The following is a 22,650-nucleotide window of genomic DNA, read 5'->3' as shown; positions in this document are numbered from 1 at the left end:
CCCATTATAGGCCCGACCGGCTTCAGCCCTTTGACTTGCTGCGGGATTACCCTCTGCGGCGTAGCATGCTTACGCTGCTCGCATGCAGGCAGATGGCGGCGGCGGCAGCCACATTGAGTGACTCCTCACCCCCCGGCTGGGCAATGCTGATGCGGTGCTCGGCCTGCTGCATCAGCGACTCGCCCACGCCCTGCCCTTCATGGCCCATGGCCCAGGCGCAGGGCCAGGGCAGGTCCGCCTCGTGAATCAAAGTCCCCTGGTGGGAGCTGGTCACTATCAGCGGCACTTGCAAGGCCTGCACGGCGTCGCCGGATGCGGCCTCCACCAGATGTAGGCCAAAGTGAGCCCCCATTCCCGCGCGCAGCACCTTCTGGCTCCACAGCGCGGCCGTGCCCTTGAGCGCCACGACCTGGGAGAAACCGAAGGCCGCCGCGCTGCGCAAAATCGACCCCACATTGCCCGCATCCTGCACGCGGTCCAGCACCACGGTAGCAACGCCGGGCTTGAGCTGCGCACCGGCATCCCAGTCCATCACATAGCCCATGGGCGCCGGCGACTCCAGGCTGCTGATCTCGGCGAACAAGGCATCGGCCAACACAACGACCTTGCCGGCCGCGAGCACCCACTCCTGCGGAGCCTGCGGCCAGAAAGACTGTGCAAACACGGCCACCTTGGGCCTCAGCCCACGCGCCAGCGCCGCACGACACAGGTGATCACCTTCCAACCAGACCTGGCCCTGCTTGCGGTAGGCCGTGCTGTCTTGCGAGAGACGGCGCAGCTCCTTGACGAAGGCGTTGTCGCGCGAATGAATTTCCGTGACCTGGGGACGTGCAGCCATCTCAACCTCTGGATACAAAAAAGAAAACCCGGCTCGCCCATGGCAGCCGAGTCCGAAGATAGAACGCCCGAGCCGGCCCCGCGCCGCACTCGGGAATCGCGGAATCAGGCGTACAGCGAGGCCTGCGACATCTGCAGCGTGGACATGACGCCCGAGACTCCGGTCTCGCAAACCACGGGCTGGGCCAGCCCGCCGGCGCAGACCTGCCCGGCCTGCAGCACCTGGGCCACGGGCGCAAAAGAGCGGCGATGCTCGGCCGTTGCGCCATGACTGTGCAAGGCCTGCAGGTGCGCGGCCGTGCCATAACCCTTGTGGGCCGCAAAACCGTACTGCGGATACTGGGCGTCGAGCCGCTCGCACCAGCGGTCGCGCGCAACCTTGGCCAGAATGGACGCCGCCGAAATCGCCTGCACCAGCGCATCGCCCTTGACGATGGCCTCGGCCTGGACATCGATCTGCGGCAGCTGATTGCCATCCACCAGCACCAGCACGGGCTTGAGGCGCAGACCCATCACGGCGCGACGCATGGCCAGCATGGTGGCCTGGAGGATGTTGATCTCGTCGATCTCCTGCACCGAGGCCTGGGCTATGCAAAAGCACAGCGCCTTGGCGCGGATCTCGTCGTAGAGCACCTCGCGGCGGTTGGCCGTGAGCTTTTTGGAGTCGTTGAGGCCGGCGATGGGCTTGAGGTCGTCCAGGATGACGGCCGCCGCCACCACAGGACCTGCGAGCGGACCACGCCCCGCCTCATCCACCCCGGCAACCAGCCCGGGCGGATGCCAGGGCAGGCAGCCTTGCTCAAGCAGCGGGGGGGGCAATGATTTTCTCGATCGCATGGGCAGCCAATTCGGCAGTATCTCGTCGCAGTTCGTGGTGCAGCGCGGTAAAGCGCTCAACCAGCGCCTCGATGGTGGCAGGAGAATCCTGGCTGGCGCGCAGCCAGCCCAAGGCAGCCTGGGCCAGAGCCTCGGGCGTCGCCGCATCCTGCAGCAGCTCGGGCACAACAAAGTCGCCGCACAGAATATTGGGCAGCCCGACCCAGGGCTGGAGCTGCTTGCGCTTCATCAGACGCCAGCTCCAGGGATGCATGCTGTAACTGATGACCATGGGACGCTTGTATAGCGCTGCCTCCAGCGTGGCCGTGCCGCTAGCGATCAGCGTGCAGTCGCAGGCGGCCAGCACATCGTGCGACCGCCCCTTGACGATCAGAGCCTTGTCCTTCATCCCCGCTTCGGCGGCAATACGGCAGACCTCGTCATACAGGGAAGGCACGGCAGGAATTACTATTTTAATAGCTGGCAGCGCTTTTTTCACGAGGGCTGCAGCCTTGAAAAACCCCGAAGCAATATAGCGAACTTCCGAACGCCGACTGCCCGGCAGCAAGGCCAGCACCAACCCTTCCTCGGGCAGACCCAGCCTGGCGCGCGCCGCAGCACGATCGGGATGCAAAGGAATCACCTGCGCCAGCGGGTGCCCCACATAGGTCGCGTCGATGCCGTGCTGGGCCAGCAACTCGGGCTCGAACGGGAAGATGCACAGCACATGATCGGCCGCGCGACGAATCTTCTCCACACGATCGGCACGCCAGGCCCAGATCGAAGGGCAGACAAAGTGCACGGTCTTGACGCCGGCTTCGCGCAGCTTTTCTTCCAGACCCAGATTGAAATCGGGAGCATCGACGCCCACAAAGACCGAGGGCGGATGGGCGATCAGCCGCTGGCGCAGCTTTTTGCGGATGCCCAGCAGCTCGGCAACGCGCATCAGCACTTCCCAGCTGTAGCCATGCACGGCCAGCCGCTCCGACTGCCACCAGGCCTCGAAGCCGCGCTGCTGCATCTGCGCGCCGCCAATGCCCATGGACGGCGCATCGGGCCAGCGCTGGCGCAAGCCATCGATCAGTAGCGAAGCGAGCAGATCGCCCGAGGCTTCGCCTGCCACCATGGCAATGCTGGGCACTACGGAATCTGCAGCATGCACCGCAGTCTGCCTGGAGGTTACTGAGCTATTCACAACCGGATTTCGGATAAACGCAGCACCAGCTGCTAGCGCGCAATGCCACGGGTGGATGCAGCCAGAAAGGACTGCATGTGCTCCACGTCCTGCACCGCCTCGGGCATCTCATCCTTGAGCGCATCGATGGCCTGCTTGGCCGCCTCCAGTGTCAGGCCCTGGCGGTACAGCAGCCTGTGCATCTGCTTGACCGCCCCCAGACGCTCCGGCGTGAAGCCACGGCGACGCAAGCCCTCCATATTGAAGCCACGCACCGCCAGCGGGTTGCCGTCCACCATCATGAAAGGCGGAACATCCTGCGAGATATGACTGGCAAAGCCCGCCATCACATGGGCACCGATATGCGTGAACTGATGCACACCCGTGAGTCCGCCCAGAATCGCCCAGTCGTCCACATGCACATGACCGGCCAGCGTGGCGTTGTTGGCCAGGATGGTGTTGTTGCCGACGATGCAGTCGTGGGCAATGTGCACATAGGCCATGATCCAGTTGTCATTGCCGATCGTGGTTTCGCCGCGATCCTGCACCGTGCCCGTATTGAAGGTACAGAACTCGCGCACCGTGTTGCGGTCACCGATCACCAGCCGTGTGGGCTCGCCCGCGTACTTCTTGTCCTGAGGCTGAGCGCCGAGAGAAGCAAACTGGAAGATCTGGTTGCCTTCGCCGATGGTGGTATCGCCCTCGATCACGCAATGCGCGCCCACCGAGGTGTTCGCACCGATATGCACCCGGGGTCCGATGACGGCATAAGGCCCCACCGATACCGATGAATCAAGCTCGGCCGCAGGGTCGACCACTGCGGTGGGATGAATAAGACTCGCCGCCGCCATCAATGCTTATCCCACGTGGCGCATGGTGCACATCAGCTGGGCTTCGGCGGCCACTTCGCCATCCACGCTGGCCACGGCATTGAACTTCCAGATGCCGCCGCGCACGCGGTCGATGGTAATTTCCAGGGCCAATTGATCTCCTGGCACCACGGGGCGCTTGAAGCGTGCGGAGTCGATACCCACGAAGTAGTAAATATTGTTTTCGTCCGGAACCTGCCCCATGGCATCAAACGCTAGCAGACCTGCGGCCTGGGCCAGCGCCTCAAGAATCAGCACGCCGGGCATGACGGGACGACCGGGAAAATGGCCCGTGAAGAACGGCTCGTTGAACGTGACGTTCTTGATTGCCTTGATGCGTGTGTTGCGCTCAAGCTCCAGCACCCTATCCACCAGGAGGAAGGGATAGCGGTGAGGCAGTTGCTTGAGAATTGCTTGAATATCCATCATCATTTTCCGTTGTTGCTTCGCTGGCCCTCAGCCAGTGTCTGTTCAAGCTTTTTGACGCGCTCGCGAAGCGCGTACAGCTGCCTGAATGTTGCAGCGTTCTTTTCCCATTGCTCGTTTTCTTGCAACGGAAAGATGCCTGTATAAAAACCTGCCTTGGGCAGGGAGCGCGTGACCATGGAGGTCGGCGAAATCACCGTGCCGTCCGCAATCGTCAAATGCCCCAGAATATTGGCCGCGCCGCCGATCTGGCAGTGTTTGCCGATATGCGCGCTGCCCGCGATACCCGTATTGCCGGCAATCACCGTATGCGCGCCTATATGCACATTGTGGGCGATCTGCACCAGATTATCGATCTTGACGCCATCTTCAACGACGGTATCGTCCAGTGCCCCGCGGTCCACGCAGCTGTTGGCACCGATCTCCACATCGTCGCCGATGCGCACGCGGCCCAGTTGCTCGATCTTTTCCCACTTGCCGCCCGAGGGCGCGAAGCCGAAGCCGTCCGCACCGATGACGACGCCCGGATGCAGAATGCAGCGCTCGCCCACCACACAGCCCTGGCCTATGGTGACGCGAGACTTGAGCACCGTGTCCGCACCGATCACGGCCCCCGCATCCACCACGCACAGAGGGCCGATATAGGCGCTTGCATGCACTTGAGCCGAGGCATCGACGACGGCACTGGGATGAATCCCTTGGAGCCGCCCACCTTGCTGATGCGCCTTCCACCACCGGGTAGAGCGCGCAAAATAGGCGTAGGGGTCCGCGGTAACAATGCAGGCTCCGCGCTGTGCGGCCTCTTCGCGCATCGCAGGCGCCACAATGACGCAGGCCGCCTGAGAGGCGGCCAGCTGCTGGCGATAGCGGGGATTGCTTAAAAAGCTCAGATCACCATGACCTGCGGAGTCCAGCGGCGCGATGCGCGAGATAGGCATCTCGCGGTCGCCACCGACAAGTTCTCCGCCGAGCGCATCGAGAATCTGTCCCAATAGAACGCTCACAAACGTAACCCTTGCGGTTTACTTTGCGCCGTTCAGGGCCTTGATCACCTTGTCCGTGATATCAAACTTGGGGTTGATATACACAGCTTCCTGCAGGATCACGTCGTACTTTTCGGACTCGGCCACCTGCTTGACGACCTTGTTGGCACGGTCCAGAACCGCGGCCAGCTCCTCGTTCTTGCGGGCATTCAGGTCTTCCTGGAACTCGCGACGCTTGCGCTGGAATTCACGGTCCTGATCCACGAGCTGACGCTGACGCGCAGCGCGCTGGCTTTCGGCCATTGTGGGTGCTTCACGTTCGAACTTGTCCGAAGCAGTCTTCAAGGAATTGCCCTGGTCGACCAAATCCTTTTCACGCTTAGAAAACTCCTGCTCAAGCTTGGCCTGAGCAGCCTTGGCCGCCGATGCCTCACGGAAAATGCGATCCGTGTTCACAAAGCCGGCCTTGAATTCCTGTGCATGCGCAGAGACGGCCATGGCGCCAAGCAGCACAGCCAGAGAAAGATGGCTAGAGAGAGATTTCATTAGAAAGATGTTCCGATTTGGAATTGCAGTTTTTGGATTCTATCCCCGGTTTCCTTGCGGATTGGCTGAGCATAAGCCAAACGCAGCGGACCCAGCGGGGAAATCCAGCTGATACCGATACCCGTGGAGGCGCGCAGAGTACCCAGGTCCATGCTCTCGCCCTCCGCCCACACATTGCCCGCATCCAGGAAGGTGAACAGACGCAGGGTTCGGTCATTGCCGGCACCGGGGAACGGCACCATGAATTCGGCGTTCAGCGTCAGCTTGCGCGTGCCACCCAAAGCCAGATTGGTATTGACGGTGTCGTGACGGCCCAGGGAGCCCTGCTCGAAGCCACGCACCGAGCCCAGACCGCCCGAATAGAAATTCTTGAAGATGGGATAGGGATTGCTGCCAATGCCCTTGCCCCAACCAAACTCGCCATTCAAGGCAATCGTGTACTTCTTGTTCAGCGGAATGTATTGCTGAATCTGGTAATTGGCCTTCACATAGCGCATATCGCTGAGGAAGGAGCTCTCCAGATTCAGACGCTGATAGCGACCGGCATTCGGCGCCAGCGCACTGTCCCGGTTGTCACGAGACCAGCCCAGCGTCAGCGGAATACCGGTCTTCGAGCAACCCAGACCGGCACCCGGCGCGCCACCGCAATACTCATTGTAGACCTCCGGCATATAGGTACCCGGCTTGATCTCGTTGCCTTCCACGCCCGCGCCAAAGAAGACGGTATCCACTTCGCTGAAGGGAACGCCAAAGCGCACGCTCGCGCCCTTGGTCACGATCTTGTACGCCGCATCATCGTAGTAAGGACGCGTGGTGCGGTAGTACAGGTCATAGGTGCGCGAAATACCGGTATCCGTGAAGTACGGATCGGTCGTCGACACCACCATGGTCCGGTTGTACTTGCTGGTATTGATGTCCATACCCAGATAGTTGCCGGAACCGAAGACGTTTTCCTGCTTGATGCCGAAGGACAGCGACACCTTTTCGGCGCTGGAGAAACCGGCGCCCAGCTGAATCGAGCCCGTGGGCTTTTCGACCACATTGATCAGCAGGTCCACCTGATCGGGATTGCCGGGGACTTCCTGAGTCTCAATATCCACCTGGGTGAAAAAGCCCAGGCGGTCCACGCGGTCGCGCGAAAGCTTGATTTTCTGGCCGTCGTACCAGGATGCCTCGAACTGGCGGAACTCGCGGCGCACCACCTCGTCACGGGTCTTGTTATTGCCGCTGACATTGATGCGGCGGATATAGGCGCGCCGTGCGGGCTGGGCCTGCAGAACGATTTCGACGCGGTTGTTAGCGCGGTCCACCTCGGGAACGGCCTCGACCTTGGCAAAGGCAAAGCCGAAGTTGCTGTAATAGTCGGTAAACGCCTTGACGGTTTCCGAAACCTGGTCGGCGTTATACGGCTCACCGGGCTTGATCTTGACCAGCGACTTGAACTCGTCGTCGCGGTCCAGGTAATTGCCTTCCAGCTTCACGCCCGACACCACATACTGCTGCCCCTCGTGAACATTCACGGTCAGCGCGATATGCTGCTTGTCCGGGGAAATCGCCACCTGGGTGGAGTCCACGCGGAACTCCAGGTAGCCGCGTTGCAGATAGTAGGAGCGCAGGGCCTCCAGGTCGGCATTGAGCTTGTTGCGCGCATAGCGGTCCGACTTGGTGTACCAGCTCATCCAGTTGCCGGTGTCCTGATCGAACAAGTCAGTGAGCGTGGACTCCTTGAAGACCTTGTTGCCCACAATGTGGATTTCATTGATCTTGGCGGGCTCGCCTTCGGACACCGTGAAGGTCAGATTGACACGGTTGCGCTCGATGGGCGTCACCGTGGTCACCACCTCCGCGCCGTACAGGCTGCGATTGATGTACTGGCGCTTAAGCTCCTGCTCGGCGCGGTCCGCGAGGGCCTTGTCGAAGGGACGACCTTCGGCCAGACCCACATCGCGCATGGCCTTGCCCAGGGTGTCCTTGTCGAACTCCTTGGTGCCCGCAAAGTTCACTTCGGCAATGGTCGGGCGCTCCTCGACCACGACCACCAGCACATTGCCGTTGGCCTCAAGGCGCACGTCCTTGAACAAGCCCAAGGCAAACAGCGAACGGATCGCGGCAGCCCCTTTTTCGTCGCTGTAGTCATCGCCCACGCGCAAAGGCATGGATGCAAAGACAGTACCCGGCTCCACGCGCTGCAGACCCTCAATACGGATGTCCTGGACCTTGAAGGGTTCCAGCGCCCATGCTGCCTGCGCAGCCAAAACCATAGCAGCTAAGGCAGTAGCAGAGCGCATGCCGAAGCGAGTGAAATGTTTTTTCATGAGTGGAATCTGCCGCGAGTGCGGCTTACCGAAGACGGTAAAAAATCAGCCCCAGAGCCGGTTGATATCGTTGAAAAAGGCGACTGACATCATCAGCAGGATGACTGCCACGCCTGCGCGCTGCAGTCTCTCGGCCCAGACATCCGAGACATTCCGTCCCGTAACGCCCTCCCAAAGATAATACATCAGGTGCCCACCATCCAGAACCGGCAATGGTAGCAGGTTGAGCACTCCCAGACTGATGCTGATGAGTGCAAGAAACGATAAATACTGTACCAAGCCCATGCTGGCTGACTTGCCTGCGTAATCAGCAATCGTCAGCGGGCCGCTGATGTTCTTGAGCGATGCCTCGCCAATCAGCATGCGCCCCATCATGCGCAAGGTCATGGAGGACAGCTCCCAGGTCTTTGCCAACCCCGCCTGGAATCCATCCCAGGGGCCGCGGCGCACCTCCACCATCTCGGGCGGGCCGCCGATGAAGGCATTCACGCGGGCGATGGCGGCCTGACCGTGCTTGCCGGCCACGATTTCCGGACGCACCTGCAGGCTGAGACGCTGACCGTCGCGCTGAACCACCCAGGTCTGCGCGGCCGCATGACCCGATGCCCCGGACATGCGGATGGCCGCACGCAGCTGCACGCCATCCAGCGCAGCTCGACCGTCGACGCTGAGCACCAGATCGCCCTGGCGCAAACCCGCCTTGTCGGCCGGACCGCCGGCGACCACCTCATCGAGCACCGGACTGGTCCAGGGCCCGATCAAGCCCACCTGCTCAAAGAAGGCTGCATCGGGCTCTTGTTTCTTGAGCGCAGACAGATCCAGCTGCAGCACCCGGGGAGTAGCTTCGGGCTTGGCCGATACCTCGAGTTGCAGCGGCGCCCCTTCGATCGCGGCCGTGGTCAGCGCCCAGCGCACATCGCCCAAGGCACTCACGGGCTCCCAATCCTTGCCCGCCACCGAGATGCGCTGCACCCAGTCACCGCTGCGCGCACCAGCGACCTGCAGCACCGAGCCCGAAGGAGGCTCGGCCAGCCGCGCCGCGGGCTCGCTCTGCCCCATCCAGTTCACCACCGTGAGCAGGGCTACGGCCAGTACCAGATTGGCGATCGGGCCTGCGGCCACAATGGCGGCGCGCGAACGCAGCGGCTGGTTGTTGAAAGCCAGATGCTTTTCCTCCGGCCTCACCTCGCCCTCGCGCTCGTCGAGCATGCGCACATAGCCGCCCAAAGGCAGCGCGGCAATCACGTACTCGGTACCGGATTTGCGACTGGTCCAGCGCAGCAGCGGCTTGCCGAAGCCTATGGAATAGCGCAGCACCTTGACGCCGCAGGCCACGGCCACGCGATAGTGCCCCCACTCATGCACCGCAATCAGGATACCGAGCGCAACGATGAAAGACACGACCGTCAGCAACACAGAAACTCCTTTATCTCCATCAGCGGTTGGAGTGCCCGGACGGCTGCAAGTTCAACCGCCCCGTCAATCGCCGCAGCTTAGCGCGCCCACTGCCGCGCAATGGCTTGCGCCTGCGCACGCGCCCGGGCATCCAGCGCCATCAGATCTTCGAGGCTGGAGATCGCCCCGGGCTGCACCGACTCCAGGGTCTGCAGGTTCACCGCATGGATACGGTCAAACGACAGGCTGCGCTCCAAAAAGGCCGCCACGGCAATTTCGTTCGCGGCATTGAGCACCGTGGTCGTGCCCTCGGGCGCTCGCAGCGCCTGCCAGGACAGGTGCAGACCGGGAAAGCGATGAGCATCGGCCTCTTCAAACGTCAGCGCCGCCAGCTTGGCAAAGTCCAGCAGCGGCGCTCCGCTCGCTATGCGCTCGGGCCAGGCCAGGCCGCAGGCGATGGGCACGCGCATATCGGGCGTTCCCAGTTGGGCCAGTACGGAAGAATCCTTGAATTGCACCATGGAGTGCACGATCTGCTGCGGATGAATGACCACCTTGATCTTCTCGGGAGCCATGTCAAACAGCCAGCGCGCCTCTATCACCTCCAGGGCCTTGTTCATCATGGTGGCGGAATCCACCGAGATCTTGCGCCCCATGGAGAAATTGGGGTGGTCACAGGCCTGTTCCGGCGTGATCTCGGACAGGGTCGCCGGGTCACGTTGACGGAACGGGCCGCCGGATGCGGTCAGCAGCAGGGAATCCACGCGCGCCGCCCAGCTGCCGCGATCCTCGGGCAGGCACTGGAAGATGGCCGAGTGCTCGCTGTCTATGGGCAGCAGGGTCGCGCCATGGCGCTTGACGGTGTCCATGAACAGCGCACCGCCCACCACCAGAGCCTCCTTGTTGGCCAGCAACAGCCGCTTGCCAGCCCTGGCCGCGGCCAGACATGGAGCCAGGCCCGCCGCACCCACGATTGCCCCCATGACCGCATCCACGTCGGGATGCGAGGCGATTGCCTCAAGAGCATCTGGCGCTTGTAGAACTTCGGTTTGAAGGCTGTTTTGCTTCAGCCTCTCGGCCAGCTGCTGCGCATGGGGGCCGCTGGCCATCACGGCAAAACGGGGCTTGAACTGCGCGCATTGCTTGAGCATCAGATCCACCTGGGTGGCCGCGCTCAGCGCAAAGATCTCATACTGCTCTGGGTGGCGAGCCACCACATCCAGGGTATTGGTCCCTATCGAACCGGTAGAACCCAGAACCGTGATTTTCTGCTTCATGGATGCACAAAGGAGGAGAGCATCATCGCCAACGGCAGTGTGGGCAGGAGGGCATCGATGCGATCCAGAACACCACCATGGCCGGGCAGCAAGCCGCTGCTGTCCTTGACACCAACGCTGCGCTTGATGAGGGATTCGACCAGGTCGCCCACCACGCTCATCGCAGCCATAAACACCACAGCCAGCAGCAGGAACCAGGTCCCCTGCGACTGCAGCACCGAATAGAAACTGGGAACGACTGCGGCGTAATGGCGATCGGCCCAGCTCCAAGCCAGGGCCAGCACGATCACACCCAGCATGCCGCCCCACACACCTTCCCAGCTCTTGCCGGGGCTGATGGAAGGCGCCAATTTGTTCTTGGTGAATTTGAGGCCGAAAGTGCGGCCCGCAAAATAGGCAAAGACATCGGCCACCCAGACCAGCACCAGCACCGACAGCAGGAAGTTGACGCCGATATTGCGCGCCTTGACCACGGCCATCCAGGCCAGCCAGAGCGCCAGCACGCCCCCCACCAGACGCAGGGCCGCAGGAATATGCGGCCAGCCCGCGACGCCGGCACGCAGCAACAGCACGCCGCCCAGCACCCAGAGGCCGCCCGCCGCAATCCAGACCGTGGACAGGGACTGCTCCAGCCAACCCGCCCACCACGAGCCAGCGCAAAGCGCGGTACAGACGGCGCCCAATGCCAGGGCTCCGGCCTGACCGAAGCCATTGAGCCGCCCCCATTCCCAGGCGCCAGCGGCCATGAACACCAGCATCAGCGCGGCAAACGGCACGCTGCTGGCCGGATAGAACAATGCCGGCAACAGAATGGCCAGCAATATCAAGGCGGTAATGACGCGCTGCTTGAGCATGGCACCTCTTGTGGTTAGACCGTCGAAGTCAGGGTAGACGGCGTTTGAATCTGTTCTGAAGTCTGGCCGAAGCGCCGCTCCCGTCCGCCGAACACGGCGATGGCCTCGTCCAGCGCGGCCTCGTCGAAGTCCGGCCACAGACTATCGCTGAAAAACAGCTCGGTGTATGCAGCCTGCCAGAGCAGGAAATTGCTGATGCGAGTTTCACCACCGGTGCGGATCATCAGATCCGGGTCCGGCACATGGGCCAGCGCCATGGCCCGATCCAGATTCTCGGGTGTCAGGGCCTGACCCTGAGCCACCAGCTTCTGCGCCGCCTGGGCAATATCCCAGCGCCCGCCGTAGTTGAAGCACACATTGAGGATCAGACGGGTGTTGTGGGCGGTGACTCGTTCGGCCTCTGCCAGGCCTTCGCGCACCTTTTCGCTCAAGCCCTGGCGGTCGCCGACAAAGTACAGGCGCACGCCATCACGGCTCAGCTGCTTGACCTCTTTGGCCAGGGCCGTCGCCAGCAGGCTCATGAGGCCGGAGACTTCTTCCTGCGGGCGATTCCAGTTCTCGGAGGAGAAGGCAAACACCGTGAGCACCTGCACGCCGCGCTCCACGCAGGCGCGCGCACAGCGGCGCAGGGACTCCACGCCCTGCTTGTGACCGGCAAGGCGCGGGAGCAGACGGCGCTTGGCCCACCGTCCGTTGCCATCCATGATGACGGCGATATGGCGCGGAACCGCGCCGTTTTTTGGGGATGTCAAAAGTGCTAGTCCTTTGGCGACTGGCCTCAGACTGCCATGATGTCCTGCTCTTTGGCAGCCACCAGCGTATCGATCTCGGCGATATGCTTGTCGGTGATCTTCTGGATCTCGGCTTCGGAGCGCTTCTGATCGTCCTCGGAAGCCTCTTTGTCCTTGACCAGCTTCTTCACGCCTTCGTTGGCATCGCGGCGCAGGTTGCGGATGGCGATCTTGGAGTTCTCGCCTTCGTTGCGCGCCAGCTTGGTCATTTCCTTGCGGCGCTCTTCGCTCATGGGAGGCATGGGCACGCGGATCAGATCACCCATGGCGGCGGGATTCAGACCCAGATCGCTTTCGCGAATGGCCTTTTCCACCTTGGCGGCCATATTCTTTTCCCAGGGCTGCACGCTGATGGTGCGGGCATCCAGCAGGGACACATTGGCCACCTGGGACAGGGGCACCATGGAGCCGTAGTACTCCACGTGGATCGCATCCAGCAGCGCCGGATTGGCACGACCGGTACGCACGCGGGAAAGATTGTTCTTCAGGGCCTCGATGGATTGGCCCATCTTGGCTTCGGTGTTCTTCTTGATTTCAGCGATCGTCATGTTCTTCTTCCTTGGAGGGACTCTACAAAGAGCGTGAAACCCTCAAGCGTACACCAGAGTGCCCTCATCCTCGCCCATCACCACACGCTTGAGTGCGCCGGGCTTGACGATGGAGAACACGCGGATCGGCAGCTTCTGGTCGCGGCACAGCGCAAAAGCCGTGGCATCCATGATGCCCAGGTTGCGCGAGATGGCCTCGTCGAAAGCCAGCTTGTCATAGCGCGTGGCCGAGGGATTCTTGACCGGGTCGGCCGTGTACACGCCGTCCACCTTGGTGGCCTTGAGCACCACCTCGGCACCGATTTCGGCACCGCGCAGCGCTGCAGCGGTATCGGTGGTGAAGAAGGGATTGCCGGTACCGGCAGCAAACACCACCACCTTGCCCTCTTCAAGATACTGCAGGGCCTTCGGACGCACATAGGGCTCCACCACCTGCTCGATGCCGATGGCCGACATCACGCGGGCCGTCAGGCCCTGCTTGTCCATGGCATCGGCCAGGGCCAGCGCATTCATTACCGTGGCCAGCATGCCCATGTAGTCGGCCGTGGCACGATCCATGCCCACGGAGCCACCGGCCACGCCGCGGAAGATGTTGCCGCCGCCGATCACCACGGCAACCTGCACGCCCACCTTGGTCACTTCCACGATCTCGGCCACCATGCGCTCGATGGTTGCGCGGTTGATGCCAAACTGGTCATCCCCCATTAACGCCTCGCCCGACAGCTTGAGCAAGATGCGCTTGTGGGCAGGAATGGCGTTGGACATGGTGTTTCTCCGATGGAAGTTGAGGTGAGAGTGGAAAACGGGAGGGGAATAAATCAATCGCGGCTCCAGGCCGCGATTGTTGCTAAGGCTTAGGTTTAAGCACCAGCCTTGGCTGCTGCCACCTGGGCAGCCACTTCGGCGGCGAAGTCGTCGGCCTTCTTCTCAATGCCTTCGCCCACCACATACATGGTGAACGCCTTCACATTGGTGTTGGCGGCCTTGAGCATCTGAGCCACGGTCTGCTTGCCGTCGGCGGCCTTCACGAAGACCTGGTCGGCCAGGGACACTTCCTTCAGGTACTTCTGCACCGAGCCTTCAACCATCTTGGCGACGATGTCGGCGGGCTTGCCGGATTCAGCAGCCTTGCCTTCGGCCACGGCGCGCTCCTTGGCGATCAGATCGGCAGGCACGTCGGCGGAAGTCAGGGCCACGGGCTTCATGGCGGCCACATGCATGGCCACGTCCTTGGCCGCAGCTGCGTCGCCGTCGAACTCGACCACCACGCCGATGCGGGTGCCGTGCACGTAGGCAGCCAGACCGGAGCCGTTGAAAGCCTTGAAGCGGCGGAAGGACATGTTTTCGCCGATCTTGCCGATCAGGCCCTTGCGCACGTCTTCCAGGGTGGGGCCGTAGCCGTCTTGCTCGTAAGCCAGAGCGCCCAGGGCGTCGATGTCAGCAGGGTTGTGCTCGGCCACCAGCTTGGCAGCGGCGTTGGCCATGGCCAGGAAGCTGTCGTTCTTGGACACGAAGTCGGTTTCGCTGTTGACTTCGATCATGCCGCCCTTGCCGCCATCGATGAAAGCAGCCACGACGCCTTCGGCCGTCACGCGGGAAGCGGCCTTGCCGGCCTTGGTGCCCAGCTTGACGCGCAGCAGCTCTTCAGCCTTGGCCATATCGCCGTCGGCTTCGGTCAGAGCCTTCTTGCATTCCATCATGGGGGCGTCGGTCTTGGCGCGCAGTTCGGCGACCATGCTTGCAGTAATTGCCATCGTATTTCTCCAGTATCAGTTCGATTCGTTACAGGATTTCGGCTAAAAAAACGGGGCTACTCAGAGCCCCGCTTTTTCTCGCGATGCGGTCGCGCAGCCGGACTTCGCTTAGGAAGCGGATTCTTCCACTTCCACGAACTCGTCGCCGTTTTCGCCGGCGGCTGCCTTGACCACGTCGTTCAGACGGGCTTCGCGGCCTTCCAGGATGGCGTCGGCAATGCCTTGAGCGTACAGTTGCACGGCCTTGGCGGAGTCGTCGTTACCAGGAATCACGTAGTCGATGCCTTCGGGGTTGTGGTTGGTGTCAACCACGCCGATCAGGGGGATGCCCAGCTTCTTGGCTTCGGCCACGGCGATCTTGTGGAAGCCCACGTCGATCACGAAGATGGCGTCGGGCAGGCTGTTCATGTCCTGAATGCCGCCGATGTCCTTTTCCAGCTTTTCCAGTTCGCGAACGAACATCAGCTGTTCCTTCTTGGACATGGATTCCAGGCCGGTCTCCTGCTGAGCCTTCATGTCCTTCAGACGCTTGATGGAGGTCTTGACGGTCTTGAAGTTGGTCAGCATGCCGCCCAGCCAGCGCTGGTCGACATAAGGAACGCCGGCGCGCTGAGCTTGCTCGGCCACCAGTTCGCGCGCTTGACGCTTGGTACCCACCATCAGCACGGTGCCGCCGTTAGCAGTCAGCTGCTTGGCGAACTTCTGGGCTTCCTGGAACATCGGCAGCGACTTTTCCAGGTTGATGATGTGAATCTTGTTACGCGAACCGAAGATGAACGGAGACATCTTGGGGTTCCAGAAGCGGGTTTGGTGACCGAAGTGGACGCCTGCTTCCAGCATCTCACGCATTGTTACTGCCATGTGAATTACCTCAAAGGTTGGGTCTAAAATCCGGCCCAACGATTGCCGCCAGCTCTGGCAGCAACACCTTGGATAGGCCGGTTTGCTATTTGCTTCGCTTGCCTGGATGCGCCGCCGCACCGCAAAAAGCGCTGCCGCATCAAACACTTCCAGTACCCATCAAGTCTGCCCTCGCGGGCTAACCCTTAGCAAAGCCGCAAAATTTTAGCACATTGCCATGCAATACGACCTCAGCCGTGCCGTACAAGAGATTCGCGAGGGCAGCACCAGCGCCTCCGCACTGATGCAGATGAGCATTGCCGCAGCGCAAAGCCCCTTGTGCGCCAACGTCTTCAGCCAGACTTTTTTCGACAGCGCGCGCTGGGCCGCGGCCGAAACGCCCAAGACGGCGCCGCTGGCCGGCCTGGCCATCACCGTCAAAGACCTGTTCGACATGGAAGGCTCGCGCAGCTGCGCGAGTTCGCTGCTGCTGCAGGATTCCCCCATGGCCCCGGCAGACGCCATCGCCGTGAAGCGCCTGCGCGCCGCCGGAGCCGCCATCATCGGCCGCACCCATATGGTGGAGTTCGCCTTTTCGGGCGTGGGCGTGAACCCGCACTTCGGCACGCCGGCCGCACTGGATGCTCGCCATCCCGCCAATCCACAGCTCGCGCCAACGCGGCCGGCGCGCATCCCGGGCGGCTCTTCCTCGGGCGCCGCCGTGTCCGTGGCCAGCGGCGCGGCCTGGGCCGCGCTGGGCTCGGATACCGGCGGCTCGATCCGCATTCCGGCCGCACTCAACGGACTGATCGGCTTCAAAAGCACGGCCCGGCTTGTTCCCACCACCGGTAGCGTGCCGCTGTCGCCCACGCTAGACACCGCCTGCGCGCTGACGCGCAGCGTGCGCGACGCTATTTTGCTGCATGAAATTCTGGCCGACCGCAAGGTCGCCCACGATGAGCGCAGCCTGCAACAATGGCGATTGGCCGTGCCGCGGCAGATCTTCTTCGAGCAGATCGAGGCTGCGGTCGAGACAGGCTTCGAGCGCAGCCTCGAGCAGTTGCAAGCCGCCGGTGCCCATATCGAATGGATAGACCTGCCCGAGCTGCTGGAGCTCAACCAGATCAATGCCATCGGCGGCTTCTCACCCGCCGAAAGCCATGCCTGGCACCGTCGTTATCTGCAAGACCCCGAAAAGGCTGCGCTCTACGACCCGCGCGTACGCTCGCGCATCGAGCGCGGCGCCGGCACGAGCGCCGCAGACTATCTGGACCTGCTGGCCGCCCGCAAGACCTGGATAGAAAAAATGCAGGCCGCGCTGGCGCCCTACGACGCCCTGCTCTCCCCGACCACGCCGATTACCGCTCCGACGATCGACTCCGTGGCGCCCGCCGACGGCATCAACCCCAAGGCCGATGCGCAGCGCGACGCCGAGTTCTTCCGCGTCAACGGCCTGCTGCTGCGCAATACCAGCGTGGTCAATATGCTGGACGGCTGCGCACTGTCCCTGCCCTGCCATGCGCCCGGCGAACTGCCCATGGGACTGATGGTCTGGCAGGCAGCACTGCACGACGACGAGGTGCTGAACATCAGCGCCCGCATCGAAGCCGTGCTGAATCGCGAATGACTCTTTTTATAGCGGATGGCGCTTGCCGATTCAGCGCTTGGGGGCGAAATCTTTGAGGATTTCGCGAACGCGCAGCCTGCCGCTATGCTCGGGCCATGCTGCGCATTTCCCCATCCGAAAGCCTGCCCGAAACGCTGATCGCAGCTCCCGGCTGGCCGCTCTTTGACACCCAGGCCACGCGCCGCATCGAGCAGGATTGCGCACGCATCCTGCCGCCCCATACCCTGATGGAGCGGGCCGGCCTTGCCACGGCCAGGCTGGCCATGGCTCTGGCCCCCCTTGCACGCTGCATCTGGATTGCCTGCGGCCCCGGCAACAACGGCGGCGACGGATTTGAAGCCGCAGCCCAGCTCAAGGCCAGACTGCCTCACACCCGCATTCTGGTCAGCGAGGTACGCGAGCCAAACAAACTGCCCGCCGATGCACAGATTTCCTGGCACAGGGCCAGACAGGCCGGCGTGCAGTGGGTGCAAGCCTGCCCCGAGGATCTTGGCCCGCAAGACCTGTGCATTGATGCGCTGCTGGGCATAGGCCTGAAAGCCGACAAGTCCAGTACCACGGATCGCCGCCTGCTGCGGCTGCTTGAGCAGACGCGCCAATGCCTGTGCGCCGTGCTTTGTGTCGATATCGCTTCGGGCCTCGATGCCGATACCGGCCAGTACCCGCCATCATTGAGCCCGCAGAATTCCGCCCCGGCCGGCCCGCGCCACACCCTTGCCTTGCTGACCCTGCAAGCCGGCCTGTTCACCGGCCAGGGCCGCGACGCCTGCGGACAGATATGGTGGGACGACCTGGGCTGCGGCCTGGTCAGCGGCGATAGCGACACATCAATCCCCAAGCCCACGGCCCATCTGAGCGTCGACAGCCGCGCCGCGCCGCGCCAGCATGCCAGCCACAAAGGCAGCTTCGGCGACGTTGCAGTACTGGGCGGCGAGGGTCTGAGCCGGCGCGGCCTCTCCATGACCGGCGCGGCCTGGCTGGCGGCGCTGGCGGCCCTGCACGCGGGCGCAGGCAGGGTCATGCTGGCCCTGCTCGATGCCCAGCAGAGCGGCCCGCAGTCCATCGCCCCCTGGCCGGAGATCATGCTGCGCCAACCCTCGGCACAGGACTGGCGCAGCGCCACCGTGGTCTGCGGCTGCGGCGGCGGCCAGGCCGTCGCAGACTGGCTGCCGCAGCTGCTGACCCAGGCACCAAGACTGGTGCTGGACGCCGATGGCCTCAACGCCGTGGCCGCCGATCCGGCCCTGGCACGGGAGCTGGCCGCGCGCGCCATGCGCCGGCAAGCCACGGTCTTGACACCCCACCCTCTGGAGGCCGCGCGTCTGCTGCAGACCAGTGCGGCACAGATCCAATCCCATCGCCTGCAGGCCTGCCTGGAGCTTGCGCAGAAGTTCCAGTGCACGACGCTGCTCAAGGGCTCGGGCACCGTGATCGCCAGCCCTAGTTCACAGCCCTGGATCAACTCCAGCGGCAACGCGCGCCTGGCCACCGGCGGCACCGGCGATGTGCTGGCCGGCCTGATAGGCGCGCTATGGGCACAGGGTCTCACGGCCGAGCAGGCAAGCGTTCAGGCCGCTTTCAGGCATGGCCTCGTTGCAGAGCAGTGGCCCGCCGACCGGCCGTTCAGCGCCAGCGCCCTGGCCATGCGGCTCGGGCACTAGCCCCAAGAACAAAGGCCTTGCCGTATACGGCAAGGCCTTGTTTATCCAGCCAGCAGCGAGTTGAAGCTCAGCGTGCCGCTTTGCGCTTACCGGTCTTGGCAGCGGGCGCCGCCTTGGCGCGCCTGACCGGATTGGCGGCAGCTGCGGCCGGCTCGGGCTTCAGCAGGGCCGCAACCTGGCTTTTGCCTGCCGATCTGCGCTGCCGACCTGCAGATGCCACTGCCTCTGGCACCGGCTCGTTTCTGGCGGCCGGCACGGGCTCTGCCTTGGGCGCAGCACGCTCCTGCGCATATTCGGCCTCAAGCGCGCCCAGGTTCACACCCTTGAGCATGGCTTTCTTCGAGGCCTTGCGCCCCTGCTTGCTACCGCCGGAATCCGGCGAGGCGGCCGCGGCATTGCGCTGTCCACGGTTGGCCTTGGCATCGCGGCGACTCCATTTATCGGTGGAGCCGGTATCGCCACGCTCGTCGCGCACCTCTCGGCCTTCGCGGCGGCCGCGCGCATCGTCCTTGCCTCCCGTGCGGCCGCTGCGGGGAAGCGGCAGCAGGCCGTCTTCGCCATCGCGCACCAGGCGGAAGTCGATGCGGCGCCCATCCAGATCCACACGGCTGACCTGCACCCGCAGCCGCGTGCCTATGCCGTAGCGAATGCCGGAGCGCTCGCCGCGCAGTTCCTGACGCGCCTCGTCGAAGCGGAAGTAGTCGCCGCCGAGCTCGGTGATGTGCACCAGGCCTTCCACATACATGGCATCCAGGGTCACGAAAATGCCGAAAGTGGTCACCGCGGACACCGTGCCGGCAAACTCTTCGCCCAGATGCTCGCGCATGTATTTGCACTTGAGCCAGGCTTCGACGTCGCGGCTGGCCTCGTCGGCGCGACGCTCATTGGCACTGCAATGCAGGCCCGCCGCCTCCCAGGCCTGGAACTCCTTGGCCGCACCGCGCTTGCGCGGCTTCTGATTGGGCTCGACCACGCGCGAAGCCAGGCGCTTGGACAGCTTGGCTGCAGCCTCGCCGGGCGTGGGCAGAGCCGGCAGCTTGTAATGCGTGCCGCCGAGCTCGGCCTTGATGACACGGTGCACCAGCAGGTCCGGATAGCGGCGGATGGGGCTGGTGAAATGGGTATAGGCCTCGAACGCCAGGCCGAAGTGGCCCGAGTTCTCCGGCGTATAGAACGCCTGCATCATGGAACGCAGCAGCATGGTGTGGATCTGCTGTGCGTCGGGCCGCTCCTTGGTGGCCGCGGCAATCTGCTGGAACTCGCGCGTGCTGGGGTTCTCGCTGACCCCCATGCCCACGCCCATGGCCTTGAGATAGTTGCGCAGAATCTCCTGCTTTTCCAGCGAGGGCTTGTCGTGCACGCGGAACAATCCCAGCTGGCCGCTTTGCTCGATGAAATCGGCGCTGCAGACATTGGCCGCCAGCATGGCTTCCTCGATCAGCTTGTGCGCCTCGTTGCGCGTGCGCGGCACGATCTTCTCGATGCGGCCGTTGTCGTCGCAGACGATCTGGGTTTCGGTGGTTTCAAAGTCCACCGCTCCGCGCTCTTCGCGCGCCTTGAGCAGGGCCTGATAGACGCCGTGCAGATTCAGCAGGTCCTTGACGCGCTCCTTGCGCTTGGCAGCTTCGGGACCGCGCGTGTTGGCCAGAATCGCCGCCACCTCCGTATAGGTGAAGCGCGCATGGCTGTGCATCACGGCCGGATAGAACTGGTAGGCGTGGACTTCACCCTTGGCCGTGACCAGCATGTCGCAGACCATGCACAGCCTGTCCACCTCGGGATTGAGCGAGCACAGGCCGTTGCTGAGCTTTTCGGGCAGCATGGGGATCACGCGGCGCGGGAAATAGACGCTGGTGGCACGCTCATAGGCGTCCACATCGATGGCGCTACCCGTGGTCACATAGTGGCTCACGTCGGCAATCGCCACCAGCAGGCGCCAGCCCTTGCTGCGCCCAACCTTGGCGGGCTCGCAATACACGGCATCGTCAAAGTCGCGCGCATCTTCGCCGTCGATGGTGACCAGGGGAACATCGGTCAGATCGATGCGCTGCTTGTAATCCGCGGCGCGCACCTTCTCGGGCAAGGCCTTGGCCTGCTCCAGGCAGGCATCCGAGAAGATATGCGGCACCCCATATTTGCGCACCGCGATCTCGATTTCCATGCCCGGGTCGTCCACCTCACCCAGCACCTCGGTGATGCGGCCCACGGGCTGGCCGAACAGCGCGGGCTCTTCCGTGAGCTCCACCACCACCACCTGGCCCGGCTTGGCCGCACCCGTGGCATTGGACGGGATCAGGATGTCCTGGCCGTAGCGTTTGTCCTCGGGCGCCACCAGCCACACGCCGCTTTCCTGCAGAAAGCGGCCGATGATGGGCTGATCCGGACGCTCCACGATCTCGGCCACCCGCCCCTCGGGACGACCGCGGTAGTCGTAGCGGGCAATGCGCACCTGGACCCGGTCCTTGTGCAGCACGGCACGCATTTCATTGGGGGGAAGGTAGATGTCACGTTCACCGTCATCACGGATCACAAAGCCGTGTCCATCGCGGTGGCCCTGCACAGTGCCCAAAATTTCTTCATTCACGTCGGCAACTTTTGCGCGCGGGTTCATTTTCTTGATATACAATCTATGTCTTTCCTGAGATGCCCAGGTGGCGGAATTGGTAGACGCACTAGTTTCAGGTACTAGCGGGTAACTCCGTGGAGGTTCGAGTCCTCTCTTGGGCACCAAGTTTAACGACAACCCGACAGGGTTTAGGCGAACTGAGAAAACATTCTTACATCTAGAGTGTCTTTGAAGCCGGTCAACATCTCAGAAAAATTGAAAACTCGGATTCGAAGCAAGAAATTGCAGTACAATGCGGGGATTCCCTGAAAGCCCAGGTGGCGGAATTGGTAGACGCACTAGTTTCAGGTACTAGCGGGTAACTCCGTGGAGGTTCGAGTCCTCTCCTGGGCACCAAACACGACAAGCCGTTGCATGCAAATGCAACGGCTTTTTCGTTTTCCACCCCCACACAATCCACCGAAACCAATTAGCTCGTCGCCTCGCGGCGGCATCGAGACCGCACCCGCCAACCACATCGCCAACAGCACTCCAGCATCTGCCACCCACCCTTGCGATTTTTTATAAAAATAGTGCGAGTTTGGCCTGAAGCAACATTTCCGCGCTATATAATTCGATCACTCTGAAATGCCCAGGTGGCGGAATTGGTAGACGCACTAGTTTCAGGTACTAGCGGGTAACTCCGTGGAGGTTCGAGTCCTCTCCTGGGCACCAAACACGACAAGCCGTTGCATGCAAATGCAGCGGCTTTTTCGCTTTCCATATCTACACGCCCCTCTACCCAAGCAAACTACCCCATCACCTCGCCGCCACAACGCGAGCGTGCGCATCAACGGTATCGGGGCGCAGCAGCCATCCGCAGGCCATGGCACGAGCAACCCCTCCTGCAATTTTTTTACAAAAATTGTGCGCGTTTGGCCTGAGCCAGCATCTCCGCGCTATAGAATTCGATCACTCTGAAATGCCCAGGTGGCGGAATTGGTAGACGCACTAGTTTCAGGTACTAGCGGGTAACTCCGTGGAGGTTCGAGTCCTCTCCTGGGCACCAAACACGACAAGCCGTTACATGCAAATGCAACGGCTTCTTCGTTTGTGCACTTGCAAAAATTTTGCATAAAAATTAGTGCAGCTTCAGATTCAGCCAGCGAATGCCGCTATATAATTTGCACATACTCTGAAATGCCCAGGTGGCGGAATTGGTAGACGCACTAGTTTCAGGTACTAGCGGGTAACTCCGTGGAGGTTCGAGTCCTCTCCTGGGCACCAAATGCAAAAGGCTGTTGCGCAAGCAACAGCCTTTTTTGCTTTGCAGGCGTAAGCGCGCCCCCTATCCGACAGACACAAAAAAAGGGAGCCTAGGCTCCCTTTTGC

Annotated in this window: 19 protein-coding genes and 5 tRNA genes; 7 read left to right on the top strand and 17 right to left on the bottom strand. The window is 62.4% G+C overall.

The window, feature by feature from the left end; translation table 11 throughout:
- Positions 1 to 46: 46 nt before the first annotated feature.
- The 16 genes from AB6724_RS10250 to rpsB all read right to left on the bottom strand — a co-directional run bounded on the left by AB6724_RS10250 (position 47) and on the right by rpsB (position 15,446).
- Positions 47 to 838, bottom strand: a complete 792-nt coding sequence (locus AB6724_RS10250; protein WP_369338417.1) for a TrmH family RNA methyltransferase — start codon at positions 836 to 838, stop codon at positions 47 to 49.
- Positions 839 to 942: 104 nt separating this feature from the next.
- Positions 943 to 1,674: a ribonuclease HII gene (rnhB, locus tag AB6724_RS10245; RefSeq protein WP_369338416.1), complete on the bottom strand. Its 732-nt coding sequence runs from the start codon at positions 1,672 to 1,674 to the stop codon at positions 943 to 945.
- A complete protein-coding gene (gene lpxB, locus AB6724_RS10240; protein WP_369338492.1) occupies positions 1,637 to 2,779 on the bottom strand; it encodes a lipid-A-disaccharide synthase in 1,143 nt (380 codons plus the stop codon). The genes rnhB and lpxB overlap by 38 nt, the downstream gene beginning before the upstream one ends.
- A gap of 101 nt (positions 2,780 to 2,880) precedes the next feature.
- On the bottom strand, positions 2,881 to 3,678 hold the full coding sequence (lpxA, locus tag AB6724_RS10235; RefSeq protein WP_369338415.1) for an acyl-ACP--UDP-N-acetylglucosamine O-acyltransferase: 798 nt from the start codon (positions 3,676 to 3,678) through the stop codon (positions 2,881 to 2,883).
- A 6-nt stretch (positions 3,679 to 3,684) separates the two neighbouring features.
- The gene (gene fabZ / locus AB6724_RS10230; protein ID WP_369338414.1) at positions 3,685 to 4,125 is read right to left on the bottom strand and encodes a 3-hydroxyacyl-ACP dehydratase FabZ; all 441 of its coding nucleotides are present in this window, start codon (positions 4,123 to 4,125) and stop codon (positions 3,685 to 3,687) included.
- Positions 4,125 to 5,126, bottom strand: a complete 1,002-nt coding sequence (gene lpxD, locus AB6724_RS10225) for a UDP-3-O-(3-hydroxymyristoyl)glucosamine N-acyltransferase (protein WP_369338413.1) — start codon at positions 5,124 to 5,126, stop codon at positions 4,125 to 4,127. Before lpxD ends, fabZ begins: the two co-directional genes overlap by 1 nt.
- Before the next feature lie 18 nt (positions 5,127 to 5,144).
- Positions 5,145 to 5,651 carry an OmpH/Skp family outer membrane protein gene (locus AB6724_RS10220; protein ID WP_369338412.1) on the bottom strand — a complete coding sequence of 169 codons (507 nt, stop codon included), beginning with the start codon at positions 5,649 to 5,651 and terminating at the stop codon, positions 5,145 to 5,147.
- Entirely contained in the window at positions 5,651 to 7,966 is a 2,316-nt protein-coding gene (gene bamA / locus AB6724_RS10215) for an outer membrane protein assembly factor BamA (RefSeq protein WP_369338411.1), read from the bottom strand. The genes AB6724_RS10220 and bamA overlap by 1 nt, the downstream gene beginning before the upstream one ends.
- A 45-nt stretch (positions 7,967 to 8,011) precedes the next feature.
- On the bottom strand, positions 8,012 to 9,382 hold the full coding sequence (rseP, locus tag AB6724_RS10210; protein ID WP_369338410.1) for an RIP metalloprotease RseP: 1,371 nt from the start codon (positions 9,380 to 9,382) through the stop codon (positions 8,012 to 8,014).
- Positions 9,383 to 9,459: 77 nt separating this feature from the next.
- Positions 9,460 to 10,638, bottom strand: coding sequence for a 1-deoxy-D-xylulose-5-phosphate reductoisomerase (ispC, locus tag AB6724_RS10205; protein WP_369338409.1), 1,179 nt, complete (start codon positions 10,636 to 10,638; stop codon positions 9,460 to 9,462).
- Positions 10,635 to 11,492, bottom strand: coding sequence for a phosphatidate cytidylyltransferase (locus tag AB6724_RS10200; protein WP_369338408.1), 858 nt, complete (start codon positions 11,490 to 11,492; stop codon positions 10,635 to 10,637). Before AB6724_RS10200 ends, ispC begins: the two co-directional genes overlap by 4 nt.
- A gap of 14 nt (positions 11,493 to 11,506) precedes the next feature.
- Complete coding sequence (gene uppS, locus AB6724_RS10195) at positions 11,507 to 12,244, bottom strand: polyprenyl diphosphate synthase (protein ID WP_369338407.1); 738 nt, start codon at positions 12,242 to 12,244, stop codon at positions 11,507 to 11,509.
- Positions 12,245 to 12,270: 26 nt separating this feature from the next.
- Positions 12,271 to 12,831 (bottom strand): ribosome recycling factor, encoded by a 561-nt coding sequence (gene frr, locus AB6724_RS10190; RefSeq protein WP_369338406.1) that lies wholly within the window; start codon positions 12,829 to 12,831, stop codon positions 12,271 to 12,273.
- 42 nt (positions 12,832 to 12,873) lie between these two features.
- Complete coding sequence (pyrH, locus tag AB6724_RS10185) at positions 12,874 to 13,596, bottom strand: UMP kinase (RefSeq protein ID WP_369338405.1); 723 nt, start codon at positions 13,594 to 13,596, stop codon at positions 12,874 to 12,876.
- Between the two features lie 95 nt (positions 13,597 to 13,691).
- Positions 13,692 to 14,585 carry a translation elongation factor Ts gene (tsf, locus tag AB6724_RS10180; RefSeq protein WP_369338404.1) on the bottom strand — a complete coding sequence of 298 codons (894 nt, stop codon included), beginning with the start codon at positions 14,583 to 14,585 and terminating at the stop codon, positions 13,692 to 13,694.
- Between the two features lie 108 nt (positions 14,586 to 14,693).
- Entirely contained in the window at positions 14,694 to 15,446 is a 753-nt protein-coding gene (rpsB, locus tag AB6724_RS10175; RefSeq protein WP_369338403.1) for a 30S ribosomal protein S2, read from the bottom strand.
- 217 nt (positions 15,447 to 15,663) lie between these two features.
- Between rpsB and AB6724_RS10170 the strand changes: the two genes are divergently transcribed.
- Together AB6724_RS10170 and AB6724_RS10165 are read left to right on the top strand one after the other, a co-directional pair.
- Complete coding sequence (locus AB6724_RS10170) at positions 15,664 to 17,052, top strand: amidase (protein ID WP_369338402.1); 1,389 nt, start codon at positions 15,664 to 15,666, stop codon at positions 17,050 to 17,052.
- A 95-nt stretch (positions 17,053 to 17,147) separates the two neighbouring features.
- Positions 17,148 to 18,713, top strand: coding sequence for an NAD(P)H-hydrate dehydratase (locus AB6724_RS10165; RefSeq protein WP_369338401.1), 1,566 nt, complete (start codon positions 17,148 to 17,150; stop codon positions 18,711 to 18,713).
- 67 nt (positions 18,714 to 18,780) lie between these two features.
- Here AB6724_RS10165 and rnr read toward each other — a convergent pair whose 3' ends face one another.
- Positions 18,781 to 21,324, bottom strand: a complete 2,544-nt coding sequence (gene rnr, locus AB6724_RS10160; protein ID WP_369338400.1) for a ribonuclease R — start codon at positions 21,322 to 21,324, stop codon at positions 18,781 to 18,783.
- A 34-nt stretch (positions 21,325 to 21,358) separates the two neighbouring features.
- On the opposite strand from rnr, the gene AB6724_RS10155 reads away from it, so the two are divergent.
- The 5 genes from AB6724_RS10155 to AB6724_RS10135 all read left to right on the top strand — a co-directional run bounded on the left by AB6724_RS10155 (position 21,359) and on the right by AB6724_RS10135 (position 22,545).
- Positions 21,359 to 21,443 (top strand) — tRNA-Leu (locus AB6724_RS10155).
- Between the two features lie 147 nt (positions 21,444 to 21,590).
- Positions 21,591 to 21,675 (top strand) — tRNA-Leu (locus tag AB6724_RS10150).
- A gap of 233 nt (positions 21,676 to 21,908) precedes the next feature.
- Positions 21,909 to 21,993 (top strand) — tRNA-Leu (locus AB6724_RS10145).
- A gap of 249 nt (positions 21,994 to 22,242) precedes the next feature.
- Positions 22,243 to 22,327 (top strand) — tRNA-Leu (locus tag AB6724_RS10140).
- 133 nt (positions 22,328 to 22,460) lie between these two features.
- Positions 22,461 to 22,545 (top strand) — tRNA-Leu (locus AB6724_RS10135).
- Positions 22,546 to 22,650: the final 105 nt, after the last annotated feature.

The sequence above is a fragment of the Comamonas guangdongensis genome (genome assembly GCF_041079535.1).
Classification (GTDB): domain Bacteria; phylum Pseudomonadota; class Gammaproteobacteria; order Burkholderiales; family Burkholderiaceae_C; genus Comamonas; species Comamonas guangdongensis.
Note: the sequence above shows the minus strand (reverse complement) of the source record. Positions and strands in the feature narration are given on the sequence as shown.

Coding starts and splice junctions, on each gene's coding strand:
- rnr (WP_369338400.1), bottom strand. CDS start 21,324: ATGAACCCGCGCGCAAAAGTTGCCGACGTGAATGAAGAAATTTTGGGC.
- rpsB (WP_369338403.1), bottom strand. CDS start 15,446: ATGGCAGTAACAATGCGTGAGATGCTGGAAGCAGGCGTCCACTTCGGT.
- rnhB (WP_369338416.1), bottom strand. CDS start 1,674: ATGCGATCGAGAAAATCATTGCCCCCCCCGCTGCTTGAGCAAGGCTGC.
- tsf (WP_369338404.1), bottom strand. CDS start 14,585: ATGGCAATTACTGCAAGCATGGTCGCCGAACTGCGCGCCAAGACCGAC.
- lpxB (WP_369338492.1), bottom strand. CDS start 2,779: ATGGTGGCAGGCGAAGCCTCGGGCGATCTGCTCGCTTCGCTACTGATC.
- AB6724_RS10165 (WP_369338401.1), top strand. CDS start 17,148: ATGCTGCGCATTTCCCCATCCGAAAGCCTGCCCGAAACGCTGATCGCA.
- AB6724_RS10200 (WP_369338408.1), bottom strand. CDS start 11,492: ATGCTCAAGCAGCGCGTCATTACCGCCTTGATATTGCTGGCCATTCTG.
- frr (WP_369338406.1), bottom strand. CDS start 12,831: ATGACGATCGCTGAAATCAAGAAGAACACCGAAGCCAAGATGGGCCAA.
- pyrH (WP_369338405.1), bottom strand. CDS start 13,596: ATGTCCAACGCCATTCCTGCCCACAAGCGCATCTTGCTCAAGCTGTCG.
- bamA (WP_369338411.1), bottom strand. CDS start 7,966: ATGAAAAAACATTTCACTCGCTTCGGCATGCGCTCTGCTACTGCCTTA.
- AB6724_RS10170 (WP_369338402.1), top strand. CDS start 15,664: ATGCAATACGACCTCAGCCGTGCCGTACAAGAGATTCGCGAGGGCAGC.
- AB6724_RS10250 (WP_369338417.1), bottom strand. CDS start 838: ATGGCTGCACGTCCCCAGGTCACGGAAATTCATTCGCGCGACAACGCC.
- ispC (WP_369338409.1), bottom strand. CDS start 10,638: ATGAAGCAGAAAATCACGGTTCTGGGTTCTACCGGTTCGATAGGGACC.
- AB6724_RS10220 (WP_369338412.1), bottom strand. CDS start 5,651: ATGAAATCTCTCTCTAGCCATCTTTCTCTGGCTGTGCTGCTTGGCGCC.
- lpxA (WP_369338415.1), bottom strand. CDS start 3,678: ATGGCGGCGGCGAGTCTTATTCATCCCACCGCAGTGGTCGACCCTGCG.
- fabZ (WP_369338414.1), bottom strand. CDS start 4,125: ATGATGGATATTCAAGCAATTCTCAAGCAACTGCCTCACCGCTATCCC.